This window comes from Halomonas sp. AOP27-A1-41, assembly GCF_052378605.1.
GTDB lineage: Bacteria > Pseudomonadota > Gammaproteobacteria > Pseudomonadales > Halomonadaceae > Vreelandella > Vreelandella citrativorans.
The window spans coordinates 11,822-35,732 of sequence record NZ_JBQSXT010000001.1 but is presented as its reverse complement, the minus strand read 5'-3'; the positions used below and the strand labels follow the sequence as shown (position 1 = coordinate 35,732).

Here is a 23,911-nt window from a genome sequence, read left to right as displayed (position 1 = left end):
AACACAGGGGGCCGTTTGAGCGGCCCCCTTTCTCTTATAAAGACTGGCCCTATAAACGCCAGCCCTGTAAACGTCGGCCCTGTAAACCTGGCTTATTGACTCAAGGCCAGCGTGGCATCTTGCGGGCCATGAACCACGTCCTTGAGTTCAACATGACGGATCTCATCAATATCCGTTAGCTCATCCAGATCGAAATGGATGTAGTTAAGGCTATCGTAAGAGCGCAGGTGAAGCGTCCGCTGCTGGAGGTCAATCAGTGACGTCCAGGAGGTATATTCCGAGGTGTAGACACGGTCATTGTTAACTCCGGGGGCCGCAATATTTTCAATCGAGTCGCGGAATCGGTTGTCGATGGTAATACCGCGTGGCCGGTCAAAGTTATTCATGACATGGGCAAGCGTCGTGATGGCGCTGTCTGCATTTTCTGCTTTTTCAGCAAACTGGGAGTAGTAAATAGCGCGCACAAAGCGCCCAACTGACGTATTCGACGCAGGCAGCCCGGCCGTCGCAATTCCTGAGTCAGGCTGAGCAAGTTTTACCCCGCTCAATTCCAGCTTTGACTGGTCAATGTTACTTAAAAACGTGTAGTTATTCAGGTTGGTCATGTGCCAGGAAAATTCTGGCCCGTTGGTCATAACCCCTAGCGGGTTGTCGATAACATTCTGTTCGTGATTGGCAAACTCAATCACGATGGATTTACCCGTGGCATCGTGCAACGTGTAGTGAAACGGCGTATCCAGCACGCCCATCGGCAGTAGCGACGTCACCATAACAGGTTGCTCTTCTAACGCCTGCTTTACTTCGTCAACGGTAGAAAACTGAGAAAGCGCCCAAGCGCCGAGGTCGATAGCTGCCAGCACCGCCTGCGTATTGTTAACCATATCGGCGGGGCCTTCGGTGCTGGCATACGCCAGCAAGCCAAACGTCAATCCCTTGTCGTTAACGCCTTCAGCTACTTTTAAATCCTTTGATACGGGGTCCGGCACCGTAACGGCAACAAAGGCGTTTTGGCCGGTAAAGTCCAGCACGTGGTGTTTATCAGCCTGCGAGCCAAAGCTAGTGCCGGCTGGAAAGTAGGACACTTTATAAGGTAGCTCCATGGGCAATTCCATGGTGCGGCCCGCATAAAATTTATCATTTGCGTCGCTATAAAGAAGGGAGGTACATGCGGCCACTGTGGGCGCGAGAGCAATACTGATCGCCGATAGGCAAAAACCTGCTAAACAAGGCTTGGAAAAACGTCGCATACTACTCTTCCTCATCTTATTAATAGTTAAACCACACTTCAGGCAAACTATAGCTTATTTATTACTAAATCAACTTATGTAAACGTCTCCTTCATAAAAAGAAACAGTATTAGGAAGCCTCAACCAAGCAGCAAGTATCGCCCCATTAAACCAGGGCGCTTGGGAAGATTAGCCGGAATAAAATTCGACAAAAAGCACCTTCAAGGGTGCTTTTATCTGGCGCACAACAACAAGCAATGAAGAGGAAAGGCTTAGCTGGGGGTATTGGCGGCGTGCAAGCGGGCAATGAGCTGATCTTCTAGCGCAAAACGCTCAGTGAGACCTTTTGCCAAGCGGTCAATCCAGGCGGGTAGGCGCACCAAATGCTGCTGGCAACGCACAGGTGACTCGTAATCCTGGTCGAACTCAAGCACCATTTGCGTAGACATCTCAAGGCGCTCCAGAAGCCGTGATGCGATGTGTAGCGCGCTCTCATCATCAAAGGCTTTCGCTTCTTCCGCAAGTTGGGGGTAAATCTCAAAATGCCCCGCGCTAATATAATCCATGAGCGTTTGGCTAAAGGTATCAATGCGCTCTTTGCTAACGGCTTCTAGTTCAGTGTCGCAGGCTTCCTTTAGCTCGATAAAACTCGCCAAAAGCGTGCGGCGCTGCTCCAGCCAGCGGTCAATCAAGCCATGAACGCCTCCCCAGCGCTCTTGGGCGTTTTTGCAATCTTCGAGCATGGGCTTCTCCTTGCTAATAGCCACCTACAACAGAGTAAGGCTCGCGTTTCCACCTTTCTCTGTCAATCCTGTTAGGGGCCGTTTCCTTGATGCTAACGGCCAGCCAAAACGCTGGCCGCACAAACAGCCATCTATCGCTTGATAGCTAGCCACAATATCCGCAGAGGTACAAGCGCCAGGATAACAAAGCCGAGGAATGTCCAGGCAGGCAGAGAAGCCCCCATGAAGGTAACGTCAATCTCGGCGCACTCGCCAGAGCCCGTCAACACCATGGCAACGACATCCTGCATGGGCAGGATATCCATCATGTAGCCAAGACCAGGGCCACAGGACGGTACCTCGTCAGCCGGGAGGGTTTGCAGCCACACATGGCGACCGGCAATAAACGCGCCGATAGCTACCGCTATCACCCCCAACACACCGTAAATGCCTTTTCCCACACAGCCGTTTGGGTTGTGGATAGCCGCAACCGCAAAGATCACGCCTGCGGCAATGACCGCTACGCGCTGAAAAATGCACAACGGGCAGGGTTCAAGACCCATAATATGCTCGAGGCCAAGCGCGACGGCCATCATCAAGACACAAAATGCCAAGCCTGCAAGGGCCACGGGGCGAAGTGCTATGGGCTTCATTGCCTCTCCTCAAGTAGTAACGCAGACAACGCGCGCGATTCACGCGCCTTGGTAAAGTACGTATCGAGGAAGCCAGCAAAACTCTCCTGGTCTGCCGCTTCTATATCTTTCTGCTGCTGATGCGAGGTCTCAATCAACTGATCAAGCAAGGCTTCACGTGAGCGTAGCATGGGTGTATTTTTAAGCTTTTCGCTCTGCTCCTTGGCCAGCCCAAGCAGCGTATCACTTAACGAACCATTGCCCTCTTTCATAAGCGCCAGAAGCTGAGCCGAGGGCGTCAGCGAAGGATCTTGCAAACGCGGGGCCAGCTCATTGAGTGCTGCCGCGTGAGGCGCATCGTCTTCCACAGCATCCAGCAGGCGGGCAACTTCGTGTAATTCTGCAAAAATCTGCTCGCCCCACTCACTAACCGAGGTGGTCTGGCCATTACGAATCAGCGTTAACTCTGGGTCACGGCCGCGCTCCACCACCCAACGACGGTTATCGTCCAGGCGGTCGCACTCATCATCAGAAATCCACGGGCTATCGCTGAGTAAACACCACATTAGGAAAGTGTCGACAAAGCGCATCTGCGTCTCGGTGACACCCAGCGGGTCAAAGGGATTCAGATCCAAACAGCGCACTTCAATATACTCAACACCGCGCGCTTCCAGCGCCTGGCTAGGCGTTTCGTTATGCTTGGCGACGCGCTTGGGACGAATATCGCTGTAGTACTCGTTCTCTATCTGGAGAATATTGGCATTCAACTGCTGCCAGTTACCCTCCACATTAACGCCGAGTTTTTCATAATCCGGCCACGGCGTTGAGATCGCATGGCGCAACGTGTTCACATAATTGGATAGCGAGTTAAAACAAATTTTAAGCTGAGCCTGGACCTTGTTTTGATAGCCTAGATCCGACATACGCAGCGTTGTAGCGAACGGTGCATAAAACGTATCGTCGTTGAGTGGCTTCAACTTTTCAGGCACATTGCCGTTAGGCAAAAAGCTTTTATCTACCGCAGGCGAAGCGCCAAACAGATAAAGCAGCAGCCAGCTATGACGTCGAAAATTACGGATAAGGCCAAAATAGCGCGTCGAACGATAGTCGTTAAACGGGATATTATTCGCACCTTCCAGCTCGCGCAGCGCGTGCCACATATCATCAGGTAACGAGACGTTGTAGTGTACGCCAGCAATTGCCTGCATGATCCGCCCATAGCGTACGTCCAGCCCTTTACGGTAGACGTGCTTCATGGTGCCGACGTTGGAAGAGCCGTAATCCGCAATGGGCACGCTGGCATTACCTGAAAGCCGTGACGGCATACTCCCCGGCCAGACCCACTCCTGGTCAAGGTGCTGATAGGTAAAGGTGTGCAGATCCGATAAAAAGGCCAAGGCTTCACGCGGCTGCGAATACACCGGGGTAATGTATTCAATCAACGCTTCTGAATAATCAGTGGTGATATGCGGGTGCGTTAGCTTGGAACCCAAAGCTCTTGGGTGCGGGGTTTGCGCAATATGGCCGTTTGCATCAACCCGCAGTCCTTCTTTTTCCAACCCGCGGCGTAAGCGTCCCATGCGGCCCAAGCGCGCGCTGGGCAACAGTCGCTCAACCTGGGAGGTCAGCGAAGATGGCACAGTGAGTGGTTCAGGCAAGGTGAACACTCCTTGTCAGTAAGGCTCGTTTTGGACGAGCCCTGGTGAAATCAGGTGGCATCGCCAGCATATCCATCAATCATAAAAGGCAGGATATGGCGGCAGCCCTTATATTTTCAAGCCACGTATTTTCAAGCCACGCAAGCCTTCAAGTTACGTTAGCACTCAACGTATGCGTCTACTTGCCCTGCTTGGCTTTCAGCAATGCCGCCCCCAGCGCCCCCATTGGCGCCGAAGTTTCCGTGCTCTTACTGGCAGGTCGTTGGCTACGAGGTGACTTTTGCGACCCTTTATTAACGGCTGATGACGCGCGCTCTTGCTCACTCTCCGGCTCATCATTCAGGCGCATGGAAAGCCCCACCCGCTTACGGGCAATATCCACGCTCATCACTTTTACCGACACAATATCACCCGCTTTAACCACGCTGCGTGGGTCGTCAATAAAGCGATCAGACAGTGCAGAGATATGCACCAGGCCATCCTGATGGACGCCAATATCTACAAACGCACCAAAGGGCGTTACGTTCGTCACGGTACCCTCCAGCACCATGCCCAGCTTCAGATCCTTGAGCGTTTCCACGCCCTCGCGGAATTCCGCGGCTTTAAATTCAGGCCGAGGGTCACGACCCGGCTTATCAAGCTCGCTCAGAATGTCGCTGACCGTGGGCACACCAAAGCGCTCATCGGCAAAATCAGCGGGCTTCAACGCTTTCAGCGCAGCGCTATCGCCAATCAAGCCCTTAACATCACGACCACTCTGTTTGGCGATGCGCTCGACCAGGGTATAGGCTTCCGGGTGAACGGCGCTTGCATCCAACGGGTTACCCGCATTGCTGATGCGCAAAAAGCCGGCGCACTGCTCAAAGGTTTTGGGCCCCAAGCGGCTAACATCCAGCAGTGCTTTACGACTTTTAAACGCACCAAGGCTATTGCGCTGGGCCACGATATTCTCAGCGATCGCTGCGCTTAGGCCTGCCACCCGAGAGAGCAAGGCGCTGGACGCCGTGTTAAGGTCAACCCCCACGGCGTTAACACAATCTTCAATGACAGCCTCCAGGCTACGCGATAGCTGCACCTGAGAAACGTCATGCTGATACTGGCCTACGCCAATCGACTTGGGCTCAATTTTAACCAGCTCAGCCAGCGGGTCCTGCAACCGACGAGCAATCGACACCGCACCGCGTATGGTGACATCAAGATCCGGCAGTTCACGAGAAGCGTATTCCGAAGCGGAGTAAACAGACGCCCCAGCTTCCGACACCATCACTTTACTGACCCGATACTCGGGCGCCAGTGCTTTCAGTAGCTCCCCTGCCAGCTTGTCGGTTTCACGGCTGGCGGTGCCGTTCCCAACAGCAACCAGTTGAACGCCATGCTGCTTAACGAGCTTAGCCAGTACGTTGAGCGACTCATCCCAGCGGTTTTGTGGCGCATGCGGGTAAATAGTCGCCTGGTCGATAAACTGCCCGGTTGCGTCAATGACCGCCACCTTGCAACCGGTACGCAAACCAGGATCAAGCGCTAGGGTAATTTTTTGCCCAGCGGGTGCGGCCAGCAGCAGGTCTTTCAGGTTAGCGGCAAATACTTCAATGGCAGTTTGCTCAGCCTGCTCGCGCAAACGCCCCAGCAGTTCGGTTTCCAGCGCTGTATAGAGTTTCACTCGCCATGTCCAACGAACCACCTCGCCCAACCATTTATCAGCAGCGCGGCCCTCATCGCTAATGCCGACGTGTTTGGCAATGGCCACCTGGGCGGGATGAATAGGCGCATCATCTTCACCAGGCAAGCGAATAGCGAGGCTCAGCACGCCTTCATTGCGGCCACGGAACATGGCAAGCGCACGGTGTGAAGGCACTTTGGCAAGCTTTTCATCGTGCTCGAAGTAATCCGCAAACTTAGCGCCTTCTTGCTGCTTGCCCTCCAGCACACGGGCACTCAGCTCACCCTCTTGCCAGAGGCGCTCGCGCAACCGACCGATTAGCTCGGGGTCTTCGGCAAAGCGCTCCATCAGGATTTGTTTAGCGCCGTCCAGCGCCGCTTTGGCATCTTCAACGGCGGGAATATCACCCTCTGCCGGGCGCAGGTAGCCGGCCGCTTCCGCTTCAGGGTCAAGCGCGGGGTTCGCCAACAGCGCATCCGCTAACGGCTCAAGCCCCGCTTCACGCGCGATTTGTGCCTTTGTGCGGCGTTTTTTCTTAAAGGGTAAATAGAGGTCTTCAAGGCGTTGTTTGGTTTCTGCCGCGTCTATGCTCGCCTTGAGCGATGCATCCAACTTGCCCTGCTCATCAATGGCTTCCAGGACAGCGGCACGGCGCTCTTCAAGTTCGCGCAGATAGCGCAACCGCTCATCCAACTGACGCAGTTGGGTATCATCTAATGCCCCGGTAATTTCTTTACGGTAACGGGCAATAAACGGCACGGTGGCACCGCCATCCAAGAGCTCTACCGTAGCCGCTACTTGCTGGGTACGCACACCTAGCTCGTCGGCTAAGCGGGAAATAATTCGCTGATTGACATCCATAAATTGCAACTAACTCATGCAGCATTTTTTAGTGCTGACAAGGTATCACAATCAGCCTACTACCGCTGTATCTGCACAAGACCCCCTTTATAGCAATAGGGATAAAAGACCGTTCAGGTAGTGGCCGCCCCCTTAATTGCCGTGAACAGTAACCTTCTTTCTTCAAGGCATTTACTGGCAAGGAGCCTTGAAGAGATTGAGACCCAGCGATGCCGCAGCAGCCTTGACAGCGGCCTGACCACGAATGCTATTGCCAGCCTCATCCAAGCGAGGAGAAAAAGCGGCTATCGCGAGCTGCCCCGGCATGACAGCGAGAATACCCCCACCAACACCACTCTTCGCGGGCAAGCCTACCTCATAAGCCCAGTCTCCAGAAGCCGTGTAAAGTCCCTCCATCATCATTTCAGCCAATATATAATGGACATAACGCGCATCCATGACCTGTCGCTTGGTTAACGGATTAATACCACCTGCAGCAAGCGTTGCCCCCATCGTGGCAAGATCCTTGCAATTAATCAGGGTAGAGCATTGCCGTGTATAGACATCGACAGTGCGTACCGGGTCGCTATAACACGCACCAGCGCTTTCAAGCAGCCATGCGATAGCCCGATTATGGGCGTTGGTAGACTGCTCAGACGCATTAATCTCGGCACTCATGGCAAGATCTCGTCCCGCAAATTCACGCTGGCACTGGAGAATAGCTTCAAAGCATTCGTCTGCACTCTCCCCGGGCACAAGGCTTACCGTCGCGATAGCGCCGGCATTGACAAGCGGAGAGAGCGGTTTGTCGTTATTTAGCTCCAGTGCGATGATGGAATTGAAGGGCAGTCCCGTTGGGCTATCTCCAATTTTATCGCGAACAGCATCAGGGCCAATATGCTCCATGACCATCGCCAACGTAAATACTTTTGAGATCGACTCAATTGCAAACGCGTAGTCGCAATCCCCTTCGGTATAGACTTGGCCATCAGCCGTTATGATGGCAAGTGAAAACAGCTCAGGATCAACAGAGGCTAGATAGGGGATATAATCAGCGTTCTTACCTCCATGCGCTGCTCGCCCCGCCTCCATGCCTGCCTTTAACGCGCTTTCGATATCCGCTTTCATTCCAGTAGATAGCCCCATTCGCCTGCCTCTTCAATGGCATATTTCATTCAGCTCTGGACAGTTATCATGGAAGCCATTTACCAGCTCTGCTTCCATACTGAAGCATGATCATCATGCCAGAACGGTTGGGCGCAATTAGCTACCGTTGATAGCGTGGCTGCGCCTGATACTACTGCGTTAAACATCAGCTCGGAATACTCTTTCATTCTCTGCAAGTCCCATTTATTCCTTGCTTCTAAGCATTTTTTTAACCAGTAGTCTTTGAAAAACTACGTTTAAAAAAATCCGCTGAAGGATTTTTACAGTTCTCGCTAATACGTTACATCGAACTGATAGAGCACTGTCGTTTAAAAACCCATAGAGGCAATTATCGCCGTACGCTGTCTCCCTGCGCGGTATTTCTCTTTACGTTACTACCTCTAGAGACCATCAACGGCATACTTAACCTTAATCATGATTAACCTTATGTCAACAATACACACTAATGGGCACCCAATGTACAGCGATACCGATAACACAATTGCAGTATTCAGGCATTGTTCAGCAAAGGCTTGCTCTTTACCCCCGTTCATCAACGCAGAAAGCCGCCTCAACGTGAGGCGGCTTTCTGGAAGACGTGCTTTGTACCCTACTTAATATCAACCCAACTGCGGGCCTGCCTTGAGGATCGCTTCGCTCACCCCTTCAAACTTCTTGAAGTTATCCACGAACTTAGTCGCCAGCTCTTGCAGGTGCTGGTCGTAGGCAGCGCGGTCTTGCCAAGTATCGCGTGGGTCAAGCAGGCTGGAATCAACGCCTGGCACGGCGACCGGCACGTCAAGGTTCAAGCCTTCGATATGGCGCGTTTCTACATCGCGCAACACGCCTGACTGAATCGCACTGATAATCGCGCGCGTCGTCGGGATAGAGAAGCGTGAACCGCCTTCCCCAAACGCGCCGCCCGTCCAGCCGGTATTGACCAGGTAAACCTGAGCGTCTTTCTTATCAACACGTTTGATCAGAAGATCCGCGTACTCACGCGCCGGGCGCGGGAAGAACGGGGCACCAAAGCAGGTAGAGAACGTAGCGGCCAAGCCTTCTGAAGAGCCCATTTCGGTAGAGCCAACCTTAGCGGTGTAACCGGAAAGGAAGTGGTACGCTGCGGCTTCTTTAGACAGTACGGACACCGGCGGCAGCACACCCGACATGTCGCAGGTCAAAAAGACGATAGCATTGGGCTCGCCCGCCAGGTTTTCCGGCACGCGCTTTTCAATATGCTCAAGCGGATACGCGGCACGCGAGTTCTGCGTCAGGCTGTCGTCGGCGTAGTCAGGCTCGAGGCGGTCATTGAGCACCACGTTTTCAAGCACCGTGCCGAACTTGATGGCGTTCCAGATAACCGGCTCGTTTTTCTCGGAAAGGTCGATACATTTGGCGTAGCAACCACCTTCCATGTTGAAGACGATACCGTCGCCCCAGGCGTGCTCGTCATCACCGATCAAGTAACGTGCCGGATCAGCGGAAAGCGTGGTTTTACCCGTACCAGAAAGACCGAAGAACAGACAGGTTTCGCCATCTTCACCCACGTTGGCCGAGCAGTGCATCGGCAGCACGTCAGACGCTGGCAGCAGGAAGTTCTGTACCGAGAACATGGCTTTTTTCATTTCGCCTGCGTAACGCATACCGGCGATCAGCACTTTTTTCTCGGCGAAATTGATAATTACGCAGCCATCAGAGTTGGTGCCATCACGGCTCGGCTCGCACTCAAAATTTGCCGCGTTGAGAATGACCCACTCATCTTTACCCGCCGGGTTGTAAGCGCTCGGACGTACAAACATGGTGCGGCCGAAAAGATTCTGCCAAGCGGTTTCAGTGGTCGCACGAACCGGCAGATAGTGGGTGGAATCACTGCCCACGTGCAGCTCAGATACAAAATACTCACGACGGCTTAGATACTCTTCAACCCGCGCCCACAAAGCGTCGAATTTAGCGGCATCAAACGGGCGGTTGACGCTGCCCCAATCAATACTGTCACGCGTTGACGGTTCATCGACAATAAAGCGGTCAGCTGGCGAACGCCCCGTGCGTACGCCAGTATTGATCGCCAGAGCGCCATCTGCCGACAGGCGGCCTTCACCACGGGCCACGGCGCGCTCGATTAATTCGGCGCTGCTAAGATTCACGTGGGCTTGGGGAGCGGCTTGAGTCGTGGTCATTTTGATTCCTGGGCCTTGCGGCCATTCTCTCGTTACCGGGCGCTGTTAACGCCACCAAAAAAAGGTCGTCCCAACAACATTACATTGCGCTGGGTGTGCTGAAGTCAGGCGCATTATTGCAAAAAGAAAGCCCCCGGGAAACGGGGGCTTTGAGCAAACATTTTGTAGTTAAACTACTACAAACACACAATATTTCTTATTGCAGCGCAGTAAGTTTTCAACTGTTTCCAGGGTGAAATCGCTACAACCGTTGTCGCTACTGCCCTTTTACGAGCACACCCCGTTAATCAGCGCCTTGATAAACGACTACATAATCAGTGAATAACCGGCGATGGTGCATCCGGGTTCTCCAATAATGTCTCAACATCAGCCGCAGTGTAGTGATATTTCGTGTGACAGAAGTGGCATTGCGTATCAATAGCGCCTTTTTCACGCACAATATCGCGTAGTTCAGCAGCGCCTAACGTGATCAATCCTCCCGCCATTCGCTCCCGCGAACAGGTACAGCCAAAGCGCAGGGCTTTAGGATCAAAGACCCGAACCGTCTCTTCATGATAAAGGCGATAAAGCACTTCGCGCTGCTCTAACCCCAAAAGCTCCTCAGGTTTGATCGTATCGGCCAACGCGACGCTGCGCTCCCACGCGTCAGTATCCTGATTTTGCGAGGCATCAGGCAAACGCTGCAGCAGCAAGCCACCGGCGCGCTCGCCGTCTGCCGCTAACCACAAGCGAGTAGGCAACTGTTCGGACTTGCCAAAATAGGCTTCCAGACAGCCACTGAGCGTTTCGTGATCCAGCGCGACAATGCCCTGGTAGCGCTTGCCTTCACGCGGGTCGAGCGTAATGACAATTTGACCTTCTCCGACCAATTCACGAAAGTCTGCTCGCTCGCTGGGCAAGTGGCTGTCTTGTGCCACACGCGCAATCGCACGTAGCTCGCCGCCGGGGTTGGACTCCGCCATTAGCAGCGACAGCACGCCCTGGCCACGCACTTCAATACTCAAGGTGCCGTCCAACTTAATGGTATCGGTTAGTAGCGCGACAGCGGCCAGCAGTTCACCCAACAGCTCATTGACGGCGGGCGGATACGCGTGGCGCGTGAGCACTTCGTGGTAGGCAGTGGCTAGCGTTACGATTTCGCCACGCACGTTGGTTTGGTCAAACATAAACCGCTGAATTTGATCAGACATAACAAGGTCCTGCAGTAAAAGGGTACTTAAAGTGGGCGCTTAGCGGGCTAGCCTGCCTTAACGGTGAAGGCAGCCCCAGGCAGGAAACGTCGGCTACTCGCCGGGCTGACGCTGAAAGCGCTGTATATCGCGGCGCTGCTTTTTATCAGGCCGTTTGAGGGGGTGCTGCATGGCTTGATTAGTAAGCCTGCGGGCTTCGGTCTCACGGGCGCGGCGCTCGGCACTTTCGGTGGTCTCTGCATAGAGTTTTCGGGCTTCAGGCGCACCGCGACGCTGGTCAGAAAGCTCAATTACTTCGACCTCGTAAATATCCCACCCCTGAGGCACGCGGATAAGCGCCCCCAGCTCGACATTTTTACTGGTTTTGACACGCGCACCGTCATAATGCACCTTGCCACCTTCAATGGCTTTTTTAGCGAGCGCGCGGGTTTTAAAAAACCGCGCTGCCCATAACCACTTATCCAAGCGAACGGTGTCGCTCATTAACGCTCTCCTTGCTACCCAGGTACGTTTTCTGGCAGCAGTTGGGCAAATCGGTCCAGAGCGATAAACTCCTGCAGCTCTTTTTCTGGGCGCTGGCTGTCTGGCTGTTTAATACCCAGCAAATGCCGGATGCCAAATTCGCGGGCGCTTTCCAGCACGCGGGAGTTATCGTCTATAAACAGGGTACGGGCCGGGTCAAAAGGTTCGATGTCTTGCAGTGCAAACCAAAAAGCCTGCTCCTCTTTCGCTGCCCCTACATCTTCAGAGGAGATGATGGCATCCAGGTAGTTTTCCAACCCTGTTAACGGCAATTTAAGCGATAGACTGGCTCTATCAGCGTTGGTGGCCAATATCACTCGGGGATGGGCCTGCTTTAGCCACGCTAAGAAGTCGAGTGCATCGCTACGTAGACCAATTAAATGCTGCACTTCCCGCTTGAGCGCAACAACGTCGACATTCAGCTCTCGGCTCCAGTACGCCAGGCTGTACCAGTTTAGCGTGCCCTGTTCGCCCATAATGCGCTGCTGGAGTGCATTTTGAGATGCTTCATCAAGTTGATGAAGCTCTCTATAACGGCGCGGGAGATGCTCCAACCAGAAGTGGCTGTCAAAGTGTAGGTCCAGTAGCGTACCGTCCATATCCAGCAGCACGGTATCAATTTCGCGCCAATCAATCATTGCCGCTCCAGTCTAAAAGAGTAAGCGTGCTATTGTAGCCTAACCCTTATTTAGCAGCCATGGAGGCCCTTATGTCAGCATCTGATTCTCCCACCGGCTACCTGCGCAAGCCGCAGATACTGGCCCGTGAGAGCGTAGCCAAAAGCCGCTTGTTTCATATTGAGTCGCTGGATTTACGCTTCTCGAACGGCGAGGAGCGCCAGTTTGAGCGTTTAACCGGCGCCGACCGTGGTGCGGTAATGATTGTGGCCATGCCTGACCCTGACCATGTGTTGCTGATACGCGAGTATGCGGCAGGTTTTGAAGACTACGTATTAACGCTTCCCAAAGGATTGGTGGACCCGGGCGAGGATGTTATTACCGCGGCTAACCGTGAATTGATGGAAGAGTGCGGCTTTGGCGCTCACTGCATCGAGCCTTTAGTTGAGCTTTCACTGGCCCCCAACTATATGCGCCATCGCATGCAGGTATTAATCGCGACCGACCTGTATGCCAAACGGCTGCCGGGCGATGAGCCAGAGCCGCTTATTGTCGAGACCCACCCCATCGAAGAGCTACCTGCCCTTTTGCTACGCGACGATTTTCATGAAGCCCGTGCCATAGCAGCCCTGTATATCGCCCGCGATAAATTACGTGACGAGAAGCGCCAGGACGCTGCTGATTTGTTGTGAGGCAATGTCGGCCCCGCTTTTCGAATCCAGCAAAAACCGTAGCGCGTGGTAACGTTTTGCGAGGAACGAACAAATAAGGCACCCGCGAGTGGCGGCGCAAGCCGCCTTGGCTGTGCCTCCGTGCTTATGCTTTTGTACCTCATCACCCGGCAACGCTTCGTGTTGCTCTCGCGGGTGCGCTGGCGCTTACCACGCGCTACGAATTTGCGCTATTTTCGGATCCAGCGAGAATCGTAGCGCGTGGTAACGTTTTGCGAGGAACGAGCGAATAAGGCACCCGCGAGTGGCGGCGCCAAGCCGCCCTAGCTGTGCCTCCGTGCTTATGCTTTTGTACCTCATCACCCGGCAACGCTTCGCGTTGCTCTCGCGGGTGCGCTGCGTTTACCACGCGCTACGAATTTGCGCTATTTTCGGATTCAACGAGAATCGTAGCGCGTGGTAACATTTTGCGAGGAACGAGTAAATAAGGCACCCGCGAGTGGCGGCGCCAAGCCGCCTTGGCTTGTGCCTCCGTGCTTATGCTTTTGTACCTCATCACCCGGCAACGCTTCGCGTTGCTCCCGCGGGTGCGCTGCGCTTACCACGCGCTACGAATTTGCGCTATTTTCGAATCCAGCAAGAATCGTAGCGCGTGGTAACGTTTTGCGAGGAACGAGTAAATAAGGCACCCGCGGGTGGCGGCGCAAGCCGCCTTGGCGTTGTCGCCGTGCCTGTATCCATACTTTGTAACGCACTACCCGGCAACGCTTCGCGTTGCTCCCGCGGGTGCGCTGGCGCTTACCACGCGCTACGAATTTGCGCTATTTTCGAATCCAGCGAGAATCGTAGCGCGTGGTAACGTTTTGCGAGGAACGAGTAAATAAGGCACCCGCGAGTGGCGGCGTAAACCGCCTTGGCTTGTGCCTCCGTGTTTATGCTTTGCACTTCATCACCCGGCAACGCTTCGCGTTGCTCTCGCGGGTGCGCTGGCGCTTACCACGCGCTACGAATTTGCGCTATTTTCGGATCCAGCGAGAATCGTAGCGCGTGGTAACGTTTTGCGAGGAACGAGTAAATAAGGCACCCGCGGGTGGCGGCGCAAGCCGCCTTGGCATTATCACCGTGCTTATGTCTATGCTTTGCACTTCATCACCTGGCAACGCTTCGCGTTGCTCCCGCGGGTGCGCTGCGCTTACCACGCGCTACGAATTTGCGCTATTTTCGGATCCAGCGAGAATCGTAGCGCGTGGTAACGTTTTGCGAGGAACGAGCAAATAAGGCACCCGCGTGAAGCGGGTGCTGACTTTCATGTTGGGTTAAAAGTGGGGTTTAAGCGCTATCCAGCGGCGTTGGCGGTAGCTATCCTGCCCCGCTTCCAAAAGCGTCATCGAGCGTAGCGCGGCTTCGATATCTACCGGTAGCGCAGCACGGCCTTGAAGAGCCTCGACGATTCCCTGGTAATAGGCCAGGTAGTTACCCGGCTGAGTAGGATGCTCATGGCTTGTCAGTGATGCCTGTTCACCCTGCCCTTCGCGCAGCGTCAACGTGCCTGGGGTATCTTCTCCCCAATTAACAGCAGGCACTTCCCCTGCCTTCAGGCGATCTTCTTGAGGGTCCAGACCGTATTTTACATAGCTGCCTTGCGTGCCATGTATCCGAAAACGTGGTGTCGCTTCGGCCACTAGCGCACTGGCGCTTAACTGAACACGCCGGTCATCGTAGGCCAGTAGCGCGAGAAAATCGTCATCGGCTTGCGCGCCATCGCGGCGTGTGCCCAGCTCCAGCAAAATGGCGTTGGGCATCCCAAACAACTCACATGCCTGATCCAGCAGATGTGGCCCCAGGTCAAACCAGAGACCGCCACCCGCCGTGGCTTTCTCACGCCAGCGGTCGCGTACTTCTGGTTTGAACCTATCAAAGCGCGACTCGAAACCGGTCACACGTCCTAGTGTGCCTGTCTCCAGCAAAGCCTTAACCGTTAAAAAATCGCTATCCCAACGGCGATTATGAAACACCGAGATCAAACGCTCTTTCACCACGGCCAGCGATTTTAACTGCTTGGCTTCTGACAGCGTCACAGTAAACGGTTTATCCACCACCACGTGCTTGCCCGCAGAAAGTGCCATTTTGGCAAGCTGAAAGTGGGTATCGTTGGGGGTAGGAATCACAATAAGGTCAATATCGTAACGCTGGCATAATGCCCGCGCCTCGTTCTCGACCTCTACATCAGGCAAATCCGCCTGCACCTTAGCGGCGTCGCTTGAGGACACCGCGACCAAATCCAGGCCTTCCGTGGCCTGAATGAGCGGTACATGAAACGTTTTACTCGCGAACCCATAACCTACCAGGCCCACATTGATCGTTGCTTTCATAATGCTCCTTGCGAACGTTTAATCGAGCTTGGAAAGATCGCGCACCGCTCCTTTGTCAGCGGACGTCGCTAACAGTGCATAGGCCTTTAGCGCAGGCGTCACTTTTCGGGGACGCTGCTCGACCGGTTTCCAGGCCTCTTTTCCTTTGGCATCCATCGCTTCGCGACGAGCGGTAAGCTCAGCATCGGAAAGCTTGACGTTAATCGTGCGGTTGGGGATATCAATGATAATGGTATCGCCCTGCTCCACCAGGCCGATTGCGCCGCCCGCTGCCGCTTCAGGCGATACGTGACCAATGGACAAACCCGAGGTCCCCCCCGAGAAGCGACCATCGGTCAGTAGCGCGCAGGCTTTGCCCAGCCCTTTGGATTTAAGGTATGAGGTTGGATACAGCATTTCCTGCATGCCGGGACCGCCTTTAGGGCCTTCGTAGCGGATTACCACGACATCACCCTCTTTTACCTTGCCATCCAGTACGTTGGCGACCGCTTGGTCCTGCGACTCCACGACGTGAGCTGTGCCTTCAAACAGTAGAATCGAATCATCAACACCGGCGGTTTTGACCACACAGCCGTCCAGCGCGATGTTGCCATAAAGCACGGCCAAGCCGCCCTGGGTTGAGAATGCGTGCTCCAGGTTACGGATACAGCCAGTCGCTCGGTCGCCGTCCAGGCTCGGCCAGCGCGTGCTTTGCGAGAAGGCCGTCTGGGTGGGCACGCCGCCTGGGCCTGCTTTAAAGAACTCAACCACTTCCGGGCTGGGTGAGCGCATGATGTCCCACTCGTCCAGCGCGATTTTGAGACTATCACCGTAAACCGTGGGCACCGAGGTATCCAGCACGCCCGCGCGATCAAGCTCACCCAAAATCGCCATGATGCCACCCGCCCGGTGTACATCTTCAATGTGGTACTTTTGGGTGTTGGGCGCCACTTTACACAGTTGAGGCACTTCGCGGGAAAGCTGATCGATATCCGACATGGTGAAGTCGACTTCCGCTTCTTGCGCGGCCGCCAGCAGGTGCAAAATGGTATTGGTGGAACCGCCCATGGCGATATCCAGGGTCATCGCGTTACGAAAAGCGGCTTTCGAGCCAATCGCGCGAGGCAGCAGGTGCGCCTCATCACCTTCGTAGTAACGCTTGGCCAGCTCAACAATCTTGTAGCCGGCGTTTTCAAACAGGCGACGACGGTCCGAGTGCGTTGCTAGCACAGTACCGTTACCCGGCAGCGCCAGGCCGAGCGCTTCGGTCAAGCAGTTCATTGAGTTGGCGGTAAACATGCCTGAGCAGCTGCCGCAAGTGGGGCAAGCGCTACGCTCAACTTCGGCCAGCGTTTCATCATCCACGCTGTCGTCAGCTGCCATTACCATGGCGTCTACCAAATCCAGGCCATGATTTAACAGCTTGGTTTTGCCGGCTTCCATGGGCCCGCCTGAGACAAAGACGACCGGAATATTCAGGCGCATGGCAGCCATCAACATGCCAGGGGTGATCTTGTCGCAGTTGGAGATACATACCAACGCATCGGCACAGTGCGCGTTACACATGTACTCAACGCTGTCGGCGATAATGTCGCGGCTGGGCAGCGAGTACAGCATGCCGTCGTGGCCCATCGCAATGCCGTCATCGACGGCAATAGTGTTGAATTCCTTGGCTACGCCACCGGCTTTCTCAATTTCACGCGCAACCAGTTGGCCCATATCTTTCAGGTGGACGTGACCGGGGACAAATTGGGTAAACGAGTTGGCGACCGCGATAATAGGTTTGTGAAAATCGTCATCTTTCATACCCGTGGCACGCCATAAAGCGCGGGCGCCAGCCATATTGCGGCCAGCAGTGGTCGTACGGGAGCGATACTCAGGCATAGTGTCCTCTACATCTTTTTTTTTGGCCCGCTGCCAACTCGGCGGTGGGCAGGTGAATCCAGCGCCCATGATTGTGGCATGAGCGCTGCCCACAGCGCCAGATGTAGTGTCCGACGAGATTAATCCGCTGACGCGTTTCTAAAATGCCACCCTGGAGGGTGGCATCAGGCTGCTGTGCGGCGTTTAATAAGTCCCTATTGATACATAAGAAAATATGTTTTAAATCATCACTCCTCGCTCAGCCCTTCCCTGGCTTCTGTTTCAATTCTTAAAGACAACATTAGCCACGTCTTTATAGCGGTTAGCGAAGTGTACCGTCATACCTTTCTTAAGATAATCAGGGAGCTCTTCGTAATCGCGGCGGTTGGCCTCGGGCAGTATCACCTCAAAAATGTCGCTACGCCGGGCAGCAATCACTTTCTCACGAATGCCGCCAACAGGAAGCACCTGACCGGTCAGGGTGAGCTCTCCCGTCATTGCCAGTGGCCGCGTAATGGGCTGATGCTTGGCGAGCGAGAGTAGCGCGGTGGTCATGGTGACACCCGCCGAAGGGCCATCCTTGGGTGTTGCGCCCTCGGGCACATGCAGGTGAACAAACGCTGAATCAAAGAAGTCAGTATCTGCGCCATACTCCTGCAGGTGGCCCAGGGTGTAGCTGTAGGCAATGTTGGCAGACTCTTTCATGACATCGCCAAGCTTGCCGGTTAGCTTGAATCCCCGGTCCAGCGCGTGAACTTTACCCGCTTCAATGGGCAAGGTTGCCCCGCCCATTGATGTCCAGGCAAGCCCTGTCACCACGCCTTCGCCTTTGAGGGCTTTTTCCTTACGGAAAAGAGGCGCTCCCAAAAACTCCTCCAGGTTGTTGACCGAAATCTTGACGGTTTCGATCTCCTCTTCCAAGAGCTTGACCGCCGCTTTACGTACAATACGGTGAAGCTGCTTTTCGAGTTGCCGAACGCCGGCCTCACGGGCGTAGCCTTCAATAACCTGCTTTAACGCCGCCTCGGTTAAGTTGATACGCTTTTTAGGCATGTTATTGCGCTTAAGAAGCTTCGGCCACAGGTGGTGCTTGGCAATCGCCTGCTTCTCTTCCGCGATATAACCTGAAAGGCGAATTTGCTCCATGCGGTCCAAAAGCGGGCCGGGGATCGAGTCCAGCGTGTTGGCCGTGCAGATAAACAGCACCTTGGAAAGGTCCATCCGGACATCCAGATAGTGGTCCAGGAAGTCGACATTCTGCTCAGGGTCTAACACCTCAAGCAGCGCGGAGGCCGGGTCCCCCTGGAACGACTGCCCCAGTTTGTCGATTTCATCCAGCATAATCACCGGATTCTCGACTTCGACTTCTTTAAATGCCTGCACCAGCTTACCGGGCATGGCGCCCACGTAGGTACGCCGATGGCCTTTAATCTCGGCTTCATCACGCATTCCGCCGACAGAAAAACGATAAAACTCGCGGCCCAGCGCCTCTGCGATAGAGCGGCCAATAGACGTCTTACCAACCCCTGGCGGGCCTACCAGCAGTACAATGGAGCCGCCTACATCGCCTTTAAATGTGCCTTCCGCGAGGAACTCGATAATGCGTTCTTTCACGTCCTGCAAACCATCGTGATCGCGGTTTAACACTTCACGCGCATGGCTTAGATCAAGCTTATCCTGGCTGGTGCCCCCCCAGGGCAATGACGTGAGCCAATCCAGGTAGTTGCGGGTCGTGCCGTACTCGGGTGACCCGGTTTCCAGCACGCTTAGCTTATTAAGCTCATCATCGATACGGCTCTGGACACGCTCAGGAACGACCAGCGACTCCAAACGGCCTTTAAAGGTATCAACGTCGTTTTCGCGGTCATCCTTGGAAATACCCAGCTCACGCTGAATGACCTTTAACTGCTCGCGCAGGAAGAATTCACGCTGCCGATCCTGCATTTGCGCATTAACCTGCTCACTGATCTCGCTTTGCAGTTGCGCGACTTCAATTTCCTTATGCAGCAGTGGCAGCACCTTGTGCATCCGCTCTTCTACCGGCAACGTATTCAGCACATCCTGAAGCTCAGGGCCTTTGGCTGACGTAATCGCGGCGGCAAAATCGGTAAGGGGGCCTGGCTGATGAGGGCTAAAGCGGTTCAGATAGTGCTTTAACTCTTCGCCATACAGCGGATTAATCGGCAGCAGCTCTTTGATGCCGTTAATAATCGCCATGGCATACGCACGCGTCTCCTCGTTTTCCGCATCAACAGGTTCTTTGGGATAGGTAACTTCAACGAGATACGGCGGCTCTTTAGACAGCCAGCGCTTGATTTGAAAACGCTGCACACCTTGGGCAATAAACTGAATCTGCTGGTCCTCGCCCTTTAGTTTATGCACTTTAACGGCGGTGCCAATCTCGGGAAAATCGTCGTGACCTAACGACTCCACACCGCCCTCGCCCACAAAGGCAACGCCCAATGTTTTATGGGGCGTATTGCCCACACGACGCATGGTCTCTTCCCAGCGTTCACGGTTAATGACCAGTGGCTGAACCTGGGCGGGGAAAAAAGGGCGGTTATGAATGGGCAGTAAATAAATGCGTTCAGGCAGCATATCACTGGCAGGAACCAACGAGTTTGTCCGCTCGCCATCGGAGCGATGATGCTCTTCTTCACCTATATGGTCAGTCTCAGCAGATGACGGGACATCTTCTCCCAGCCAGCCGAGATTGTCGTCATCGCGGTCGTACTCCTGGTCGCTCATATACCCTCCGGTAAACAGTGACTAGCGGATATACCGCTTAGCATTGCTTATGGAATGCGGGCAACAGGCTTAAACTTCAACCCTTGGCGCCGTCTATTGCGACCAGAGGTCCGGCATGGGACGACCGTTAACACGCCACTTCCCGCGTATAACGTCAAACTGCAGCTCACGGGTTCCTAACGGCAAGCCCAGCCATAAGGCGACCACCGTCGGTGCATCATGCCAAATAAAATCGCCGTCAAGGCGTTCAAGCCAACGGGCACGCTCTTCCTGCTTATCAAGCAAAGTGACATTGAGCTGATCCAGCTTTCGAGCATCGAAGAAGAGCGCGCCATCAGCGTCAACGCGAATCCCCAACAGCGGGCTATCCGCGTCTACGGTGATAACATCCAATCGCGGAGAGTCACTCAATATTTGCAGCAGGTCAGGTTCAAGCCGGGATAGCAGCCCTTCGGCCATCGGCAAGCTGGCATCTCCCCAAGCAGCTTCCTGGCGCAGCCGACGGATAGCCTGACGTATCGCATCAGCGTTAAGGCGTGATAGCTCCATGACAATATGCCCATTAAGCAGCGCCGTATCGGGTGCCTCCGTAGGCACCATAACGTCGCCCATAATGAGTTCGCCAGTGAGACGCAACTCACTTTCATCCAGCACCATGTAGCTGTGTATATCCAGCGGTGCCAGTTTTACGTCATAGGCTGGGTAGTGAAGTGACAAGGCGTCAACATGCAGATGGTCGCGCTGAGCGAAGTGGTGGGCATCTTCAATATAGGTGTAACGGCTTTCAAGCAGCAACGGTCCCAGGGTTAACTGTGCCGCGCCATCGGTTAGCGCCAACTGGTCCATACGAACGCGTAATCGCCAATCGCCAAACACGCCCTCCAACCGCAACCGCCCTCCACGGACCTCAAGTTCCCGCCCGCTTTGCTGAATAATAAACGGCGCCAGCGCCAGCTGCAGCTCACTATGCCCGCTAAGCGTGTGGTAACGGCCTTTCCAACGTGGTGCGGAGGTGGCAGTCACCTCCCCTACCGCCTGCTGTAACGCCGTATCCAACCGGGGCAGAAAAGTACCTTCAACGTCCGTGCTTAAAATACCGTGACGTGCCCGGTAAGTAAGCTCCAATTGCCAGGGGCGTCCCAGCAGTGGGGAAAGCAGCAGGCGACCCTGAGAACTTAACCACCCCTGGCTGCGCTCGACGCGAGACACGCGCCACTCGCCCCGTGCCTCCAGGTCTTCCAGCGCTTGGCGGAGGCTGCGCTCAAACAGCACGCTGGATAGCAGTTGCCCCACCATCCAAACAATGGCTAATGCGGCCAGAATAGGGACAATTAAGCGTTCCTTGCGCATGCCATCTCCTTGAGCAACCGCACGAATAGGAAGTGAGTGTTGCCCAGTGTCACCTGCGGTTGCGTTTTAGTGCAACCAATACCATAAGTGCATGGTGCTCCAAGCATAGATCCCGGCCATGACATCATCAATCATGATGCCAAAGCCACCAGCCACTCGTCGGTCAGCCCAGCGGATAGGCCAAGGCTTAAACACATCAAAAATACGAAAAACAATAACCCCCCACAGCGCCGCCTCCCAGGAGAAGGGAACGGCAGCCATGGTGATCCAGTAGCCGACAAACTCATCCCACACAATGCCGGAATGATCATGCACCCCTAAATCGTGCGATGTTTTATCACAGAGCCAAACGCCAATCACAAAGGCCACGAACACGATGCCCAAATACCAGCCCAAGGGCAGTTCCGCCATAATCCAGTAGAAAGGAATAGCAGCCAGCGTGCCAAAGGTGCCTGGCGCCCAGGGCACCGTTCCACTGCCTAAACCAAACGCAAAAAAATGCGTTGGGCGACGCCACACACTTGGTGGTGCACGGTTCATGGCGCCCCCTCATTAAAATGCTGCCAGCCAGTCCCCAGGTTCGGTGCAATCCCTTTTACACCCAACGTGTCACTGCATTGGCCAATCACGGTTAAGGGTAGCCCCAGCTTGCCAAGCGCGCGCTGCGCACTGGCAACGTTTTCAGCCGGCAGAGTAACCAACAGTTCATAATCGTCCCCCCCCGAGAGCGCAGCGTTGCAGGCAGCGTCACGGCCAAGACTACTTTCCAGCGCCTCCGCCAGCGGCAGCGATGTCATATCGAGCGTCGCCCCAACACCTGATGCCTTGCGTAGATGACCAAGGTCCGCCAGCAACCCGTCAGAGATATCAATAGCGGCGGAGGCTAGCCCTCGAAGCGCTACACCTGCGGCCAAACGCGGTTCAGGCAGGAGATAACGACGCAGCAAGGGGTGTTGAAGATCACGCTCGCCACGTTGCCAAAGAGCTAGCCCACCCGCCCCGCCGCCCAAGGCGCCAGTCACGGCGATCATATCGCCAGGCGTTGCCCCGGCGCGGGTCAAGGCATGCCCCGTCGGCGCCTCGCCCATCACGGTAACGCCAATCGTAAGCGCACCTGAGGTAACATCGCCACCGGCCAAGGTGGTGGCTTGGCGCTGACAAAGCGTATGAAACCCCCTGGCGAACGCTTCAAGCCAGGCATGAATCGCGTGATCATTGGCAAACGTACGCTGATCAAGCGTGAGCGCCATAAAGCACCAGCGAGGGTCTGCCCCCATGGCCGCCAAATCGCTTAATGCGACGGCGAGCGAGCGATGCCCCACCGCAAAGGCGGGCGCATCCTGCGGGAAGTGAACATCAACGACAGAGCTATCAACGCTCACCGCTAGTTGATGACCCGCTTTAGGCACTAACAGGGCGGCGTCGTCGCCACCACCCAGTGCGACACCATCTGCCGGGAGTGGCGCTTGCGAAGGCATCAGATAACGGCGAATCAAATCAAATTCAGCAAGCACAAAGGCCCCTTAACACAGTACCAGACGGCGCGCCGTTACAGGCGGCGGGCGCTGACTTCGGCACTTCGCAAGCGGTTAGCCAGCTTGTCGAGAATACCGTTTACGTATTTATGGCCGTCGGTTGCGCCAAAGGATTTAGCCAGTTCAACGCCTTCATTAATCACCACGCGATACGGTACTTCCATACGGCGAGAAAGCTCGTAGGCACCCAAGCGTAGAATCGCCAGCTCGACGGCATCCAGATCTTCCAGACGGCGGTCCAGCAACGGTGATATTTCGCGATCCAGCTCGATCTTATAGCGTGCCGTGTTGTGCAAAAGCTCATGAAAGAGTGCCTTGTCGGCAATCTCCATTACCTTAACCCAGTTTTCATGATCTTCCAGGTCGTCATCGGCAAGCTGGCTGCGGAACTCGGCTTCAACGGCGGTGATTGATTTACCCGTCATCTGCCATTGGTAAAGCCCCTGGACGGCTAGCTCACGGGCAGCATGACGGCTCTGCTGGGCAGCAGAGGCCTTACGCTCACGGCGCTCGCTCATTGTGACTCTCCTGCCGGTAACGCGCGCAGCAGTGAGACCATCTCCATCGCCGCCATTGCAGCTTCCGTTCCTTTATTACCCGCTTTGGTGCCCGCACGCTCAATGGCCTGTTCGATGGACTCAACGGTTAAAACGCCATTGGCAACCGGTGTATCAAACTCCAGCTGTAAATGGTTGATAGCCGTATTACAGCCGCCCGCCACGTACTCAAAGTGCGGCGTACCGCCACGAATAACCGCGCCCAGCGCAATCACTGCATCAGGTTTCATGACCTTCAGAACACGCTTCACAGCGAGCGGCAATTCCCAGGCGCCCGGCACGTGAACAAGGTGAATGTTTTCGGCGTCTACGCCATGACGTGTCAAACTATCAATCGCGCCTTCCACAAGGCTATCAACCACATGATGATTGAACCGGCCAACCACAATAACGTAACGACCATCGACGTCGACAAACGTGCCTTCTACTTGAGAGAGGGATTGCAT

At 54.8% G+C, this 23,911-nt stretch carries 19 protein-coding genes; 1 reads left to right on the top strand and 18 read right to left on the bottom strand.

Going from position 1 to position 23,911, the window contains the following annotated elements; translation table 11 throughout:
- Positions 1-92: 92 nt before the first annotated feature.
- The 10 genes from ACT3TC_RS00135 to yrfG all read right to left on the bottom strand — a co-directional run bounded on the left by ACT3TC_RS00135 (position 93) and on the right by yrfG (position 12,411).
- Positions 93-1,247, bottom strand: coding sequence for a linear amide C-N hydrolase (locus ACT3TC_RS00135; protein ID WP_193057373.1), 1,155 nt, complete (start codon positions 1,245-1,247; stop codon positions 93-95).
- Positions 1,248-1,498: 251 nt separating this feature from the next.
- Entirely contained in the window at positions 1,499-1,969 is a 471-nt protein-coding gene (rsd, locus tag ACT3TC_RS00130; RefSeq protein WP_444638641.1) for a sigma D regulator, read from the bottom strand.
- A 131-nt stretch (positions 1,970-2,100) separates the two neighbouring features.
- Positions 2,101-2,601 (bottom strand): disulfide bond formation protein B, encoded by a 501-nt coding sequence (locus tag ACT3TC_RS00125; protein ID WP_444638640.1) that lies wholly within the window; start codon positions 2,599-2,601, stop codon positions 2,101-2,103.
- Positions 2,598-4,238 carry a glutamate--cysteine ligase gene (gene gshA / locus ACT3TC_RS00120; RefSeq protein ID WP_444638639.1) on the bottom strand — a complete coding sequence of 547 codons (1,641 nt, stop codon included), beginning with the start codon at positions 4,236-4,238 and terminating at the stop codon, positions 2,598-2,600. Before gshA ends, ACT3TC_RS00125 begins: the two co-directional genes overlap by 4 nt.
- 178 nt (positions 4,239-4,416) lie before the next feature.
- A complete protein-coding gene (locus ACT3TC_RS00115; protein ID WP_444638638.1) occupies positions 4,417-6,759 on the bottom strand; it encodes a Tex family protein in 2,343 nt (780 codons plus the stop codon).
- 171 nt (positions 6,760-6,930) lie between these two features.
- The gene (glsA, locus tag ACT3TC_RS00110; RefSeq protein ID WP_444638637.1) at positions 6,931-7,884 is read right to left on the bottom strand and encodes a glutaminase A; all 954 of its coding nucleotides are present in this window, start codon (positions 7,882-7,884) and stop codon (positions 6,931-6,933) included.
- A 620-nt stretch (positions 7,885-8,504) separates the two neighbouring features.
- Positions 8,505-10,061: a phosphoenolpyruvate carboxykinase gene (locus tag ACT3TC_RS00105; RefSeq protein WP_444638636.1), complete on the bottom strand. Its 1,557-nt coding sequence runs from the start codon at positions 10,059-10,061 to the stop codon at positions 8,505-8,507.
- 314 nt (positions 10,062-10,375) lie between these two features.
- Positions 10,376-11,251 carry an Hsp33 family molecular chaperone HslO gene (gene hslO / locus ACT3TC_RS00100; RefSeq protein WP_444638635.1) on the bottom strand — a complete coding sequence of 292 codons (876 nt, stop codon included), beginning with the start codon at positions 11,249-11,251 and terminating at the stop codon, positions 10,376-10,378.
- Between the two features lie 93 nt (positions 11,252-11,344).
- Entirely contained in the window at positions 11,345-11,734 is a 390-nt protein-coding gene (gene hslR / locus ACT3TC_RS00095; protein ID WP_192527981.1) for a ribosome-associated heat shock protein Hsp15, read from the bottom strand.
- A gap of 14 nt (positions 11,735-11,748) precedes the next feature.
- Complete coding sequence (gene yrfG, locus ACT3TC_RS00090) at positions 11,749-12,411, bottom strand: GMP/IMP nucleotidase (protein WP_172116167.1); 663 nt, start codon at positions 12,409-12,411, stop codon at positions 11,749-11,751.
- 71 nt (positions 12,412-12,482) lie between these two features.
- On the opposite strand from yrfG, the gene nudE reads away from it, so the two are divergent.
- Positions 12,483-13,082: an ADP compounds hydrolase NudE gene (gene nudE, locus ACT3TC_RS00085; RefSeq protein WP_192527980.1), complete on the top strand. Its 600-nt coding sequence runs from the start codon at positions 12,483-12,485 to the stop codon at positions 13,080-13,082.
- Between the two features lie 1,295 nt (positions 13,083-14,377).
- On the opposite strand, the gene ACT3TC_RS00080 is transcribed toward nudE, so the two are convergent.
- The 8 genes from ACT3TC_RS00080 to ribH all read right to left on the bottom strand — a co-directional run bounded on the left by ACT3TC_RS00080 (position 14,378) and on the right by ribH (position 23,911).
- Positions 14,378-15,433 carry an oxidoreductase gene (locus ACT3TC_RS00080; RefSeq protein WP_444627887.1) on the bottom strand — a complete coding sequence of 352 codons (1,056 nt, stop codon included), beginning with the start codon at positions 15,431-15,433 and terminating at the stop codon, positions 14,378-14,380.
- Between the two features lie 18 nt (positions 15,434-15,451).
- Positions 15,452-17,296: a dihydroxy-acid dehydratase gene (ilvD, locus tag ACT3TC_RS00075; RefSeq protein ID WP_444638633.1), complete on the bottom strand. Its 1,845-nt coding sequence runs from the start codon at positions 17,294-17,296 to the stop codon at positions 15,452-15,454.
- 261 nt (positions 17,297-17,557) lie between these two features.
- Positions 17,558-20,023, bottom strand: coding sequence for an endopeptidase La (lon, locus tag ACT3TC_RS00070; RefSeq protein WP_444638632.1), 2,466 nt, complete (start codon positions 20,021-20,023; stop codon positions 17,558-17,560).
- Positions 20,024-20,116: 93 nt separating this feature from the next.
- Positions 20,117-21,373 (bottom strand): DUF945 family protein, encoded by a 1,257-nt coding sequence (locus ACT3TC_RS00065; protein WP_444638631.1) that lies wholly within the window; start codon positions 21,371-21,373, stop codon positions 20,117-20,119.
- A 66-nt stretch (positions 21,374-21,439) separates the two neighbouring features.
- On the bottom strand, positions 21,440-21,913 hold the full coding sequence (locus tag ACT3TC_RS00060; protein WP_444638629.1) for a phosphatidylglycerophosphatase A family protein: 474 nt from the start codon (positions 21,911-21,913) through the stop codon (positions 21,440-21,442).
- Positions 21,910-22,887, bottom strand: coding sequence for a thiamine-phosphate kinase (gene thiL / locus ACT3TC_RS00055; protein ID WP_444638628.1), 978 nt, complete (start codon positions 22,885-22,887; stop codon positions 21,910-21,912). Before thiL ends, ACT3TC_RS00060 begins: the two co-directional genes overlap by 4 nt.
- 35 nt (positions 22,888-22,922) lie before the next feature.
- Entirely contained in the window at positions 22,923-23,426 is a 504-nt protein-coding gene (nusB, locus tag ACT3TC_RS00050) for a transcription antitermination factor NusB (protein ID WP_444638627.1), read from the bottom strand.
- Positions 23,423-23,911, bottom strand: a complete 489-nt coding sequence (gene ribH, locus ACT3TC_RS00045) for a 6,7-dimethyl-8-ribityllumazine synthase (protein WP_193055044.1) — start codon at positions 23,909-23,911, stop codon at positions 23,423-23,425. The genes nusB and ribH overlap by 4 nt, the downstream gene beginning before the upstream one ends.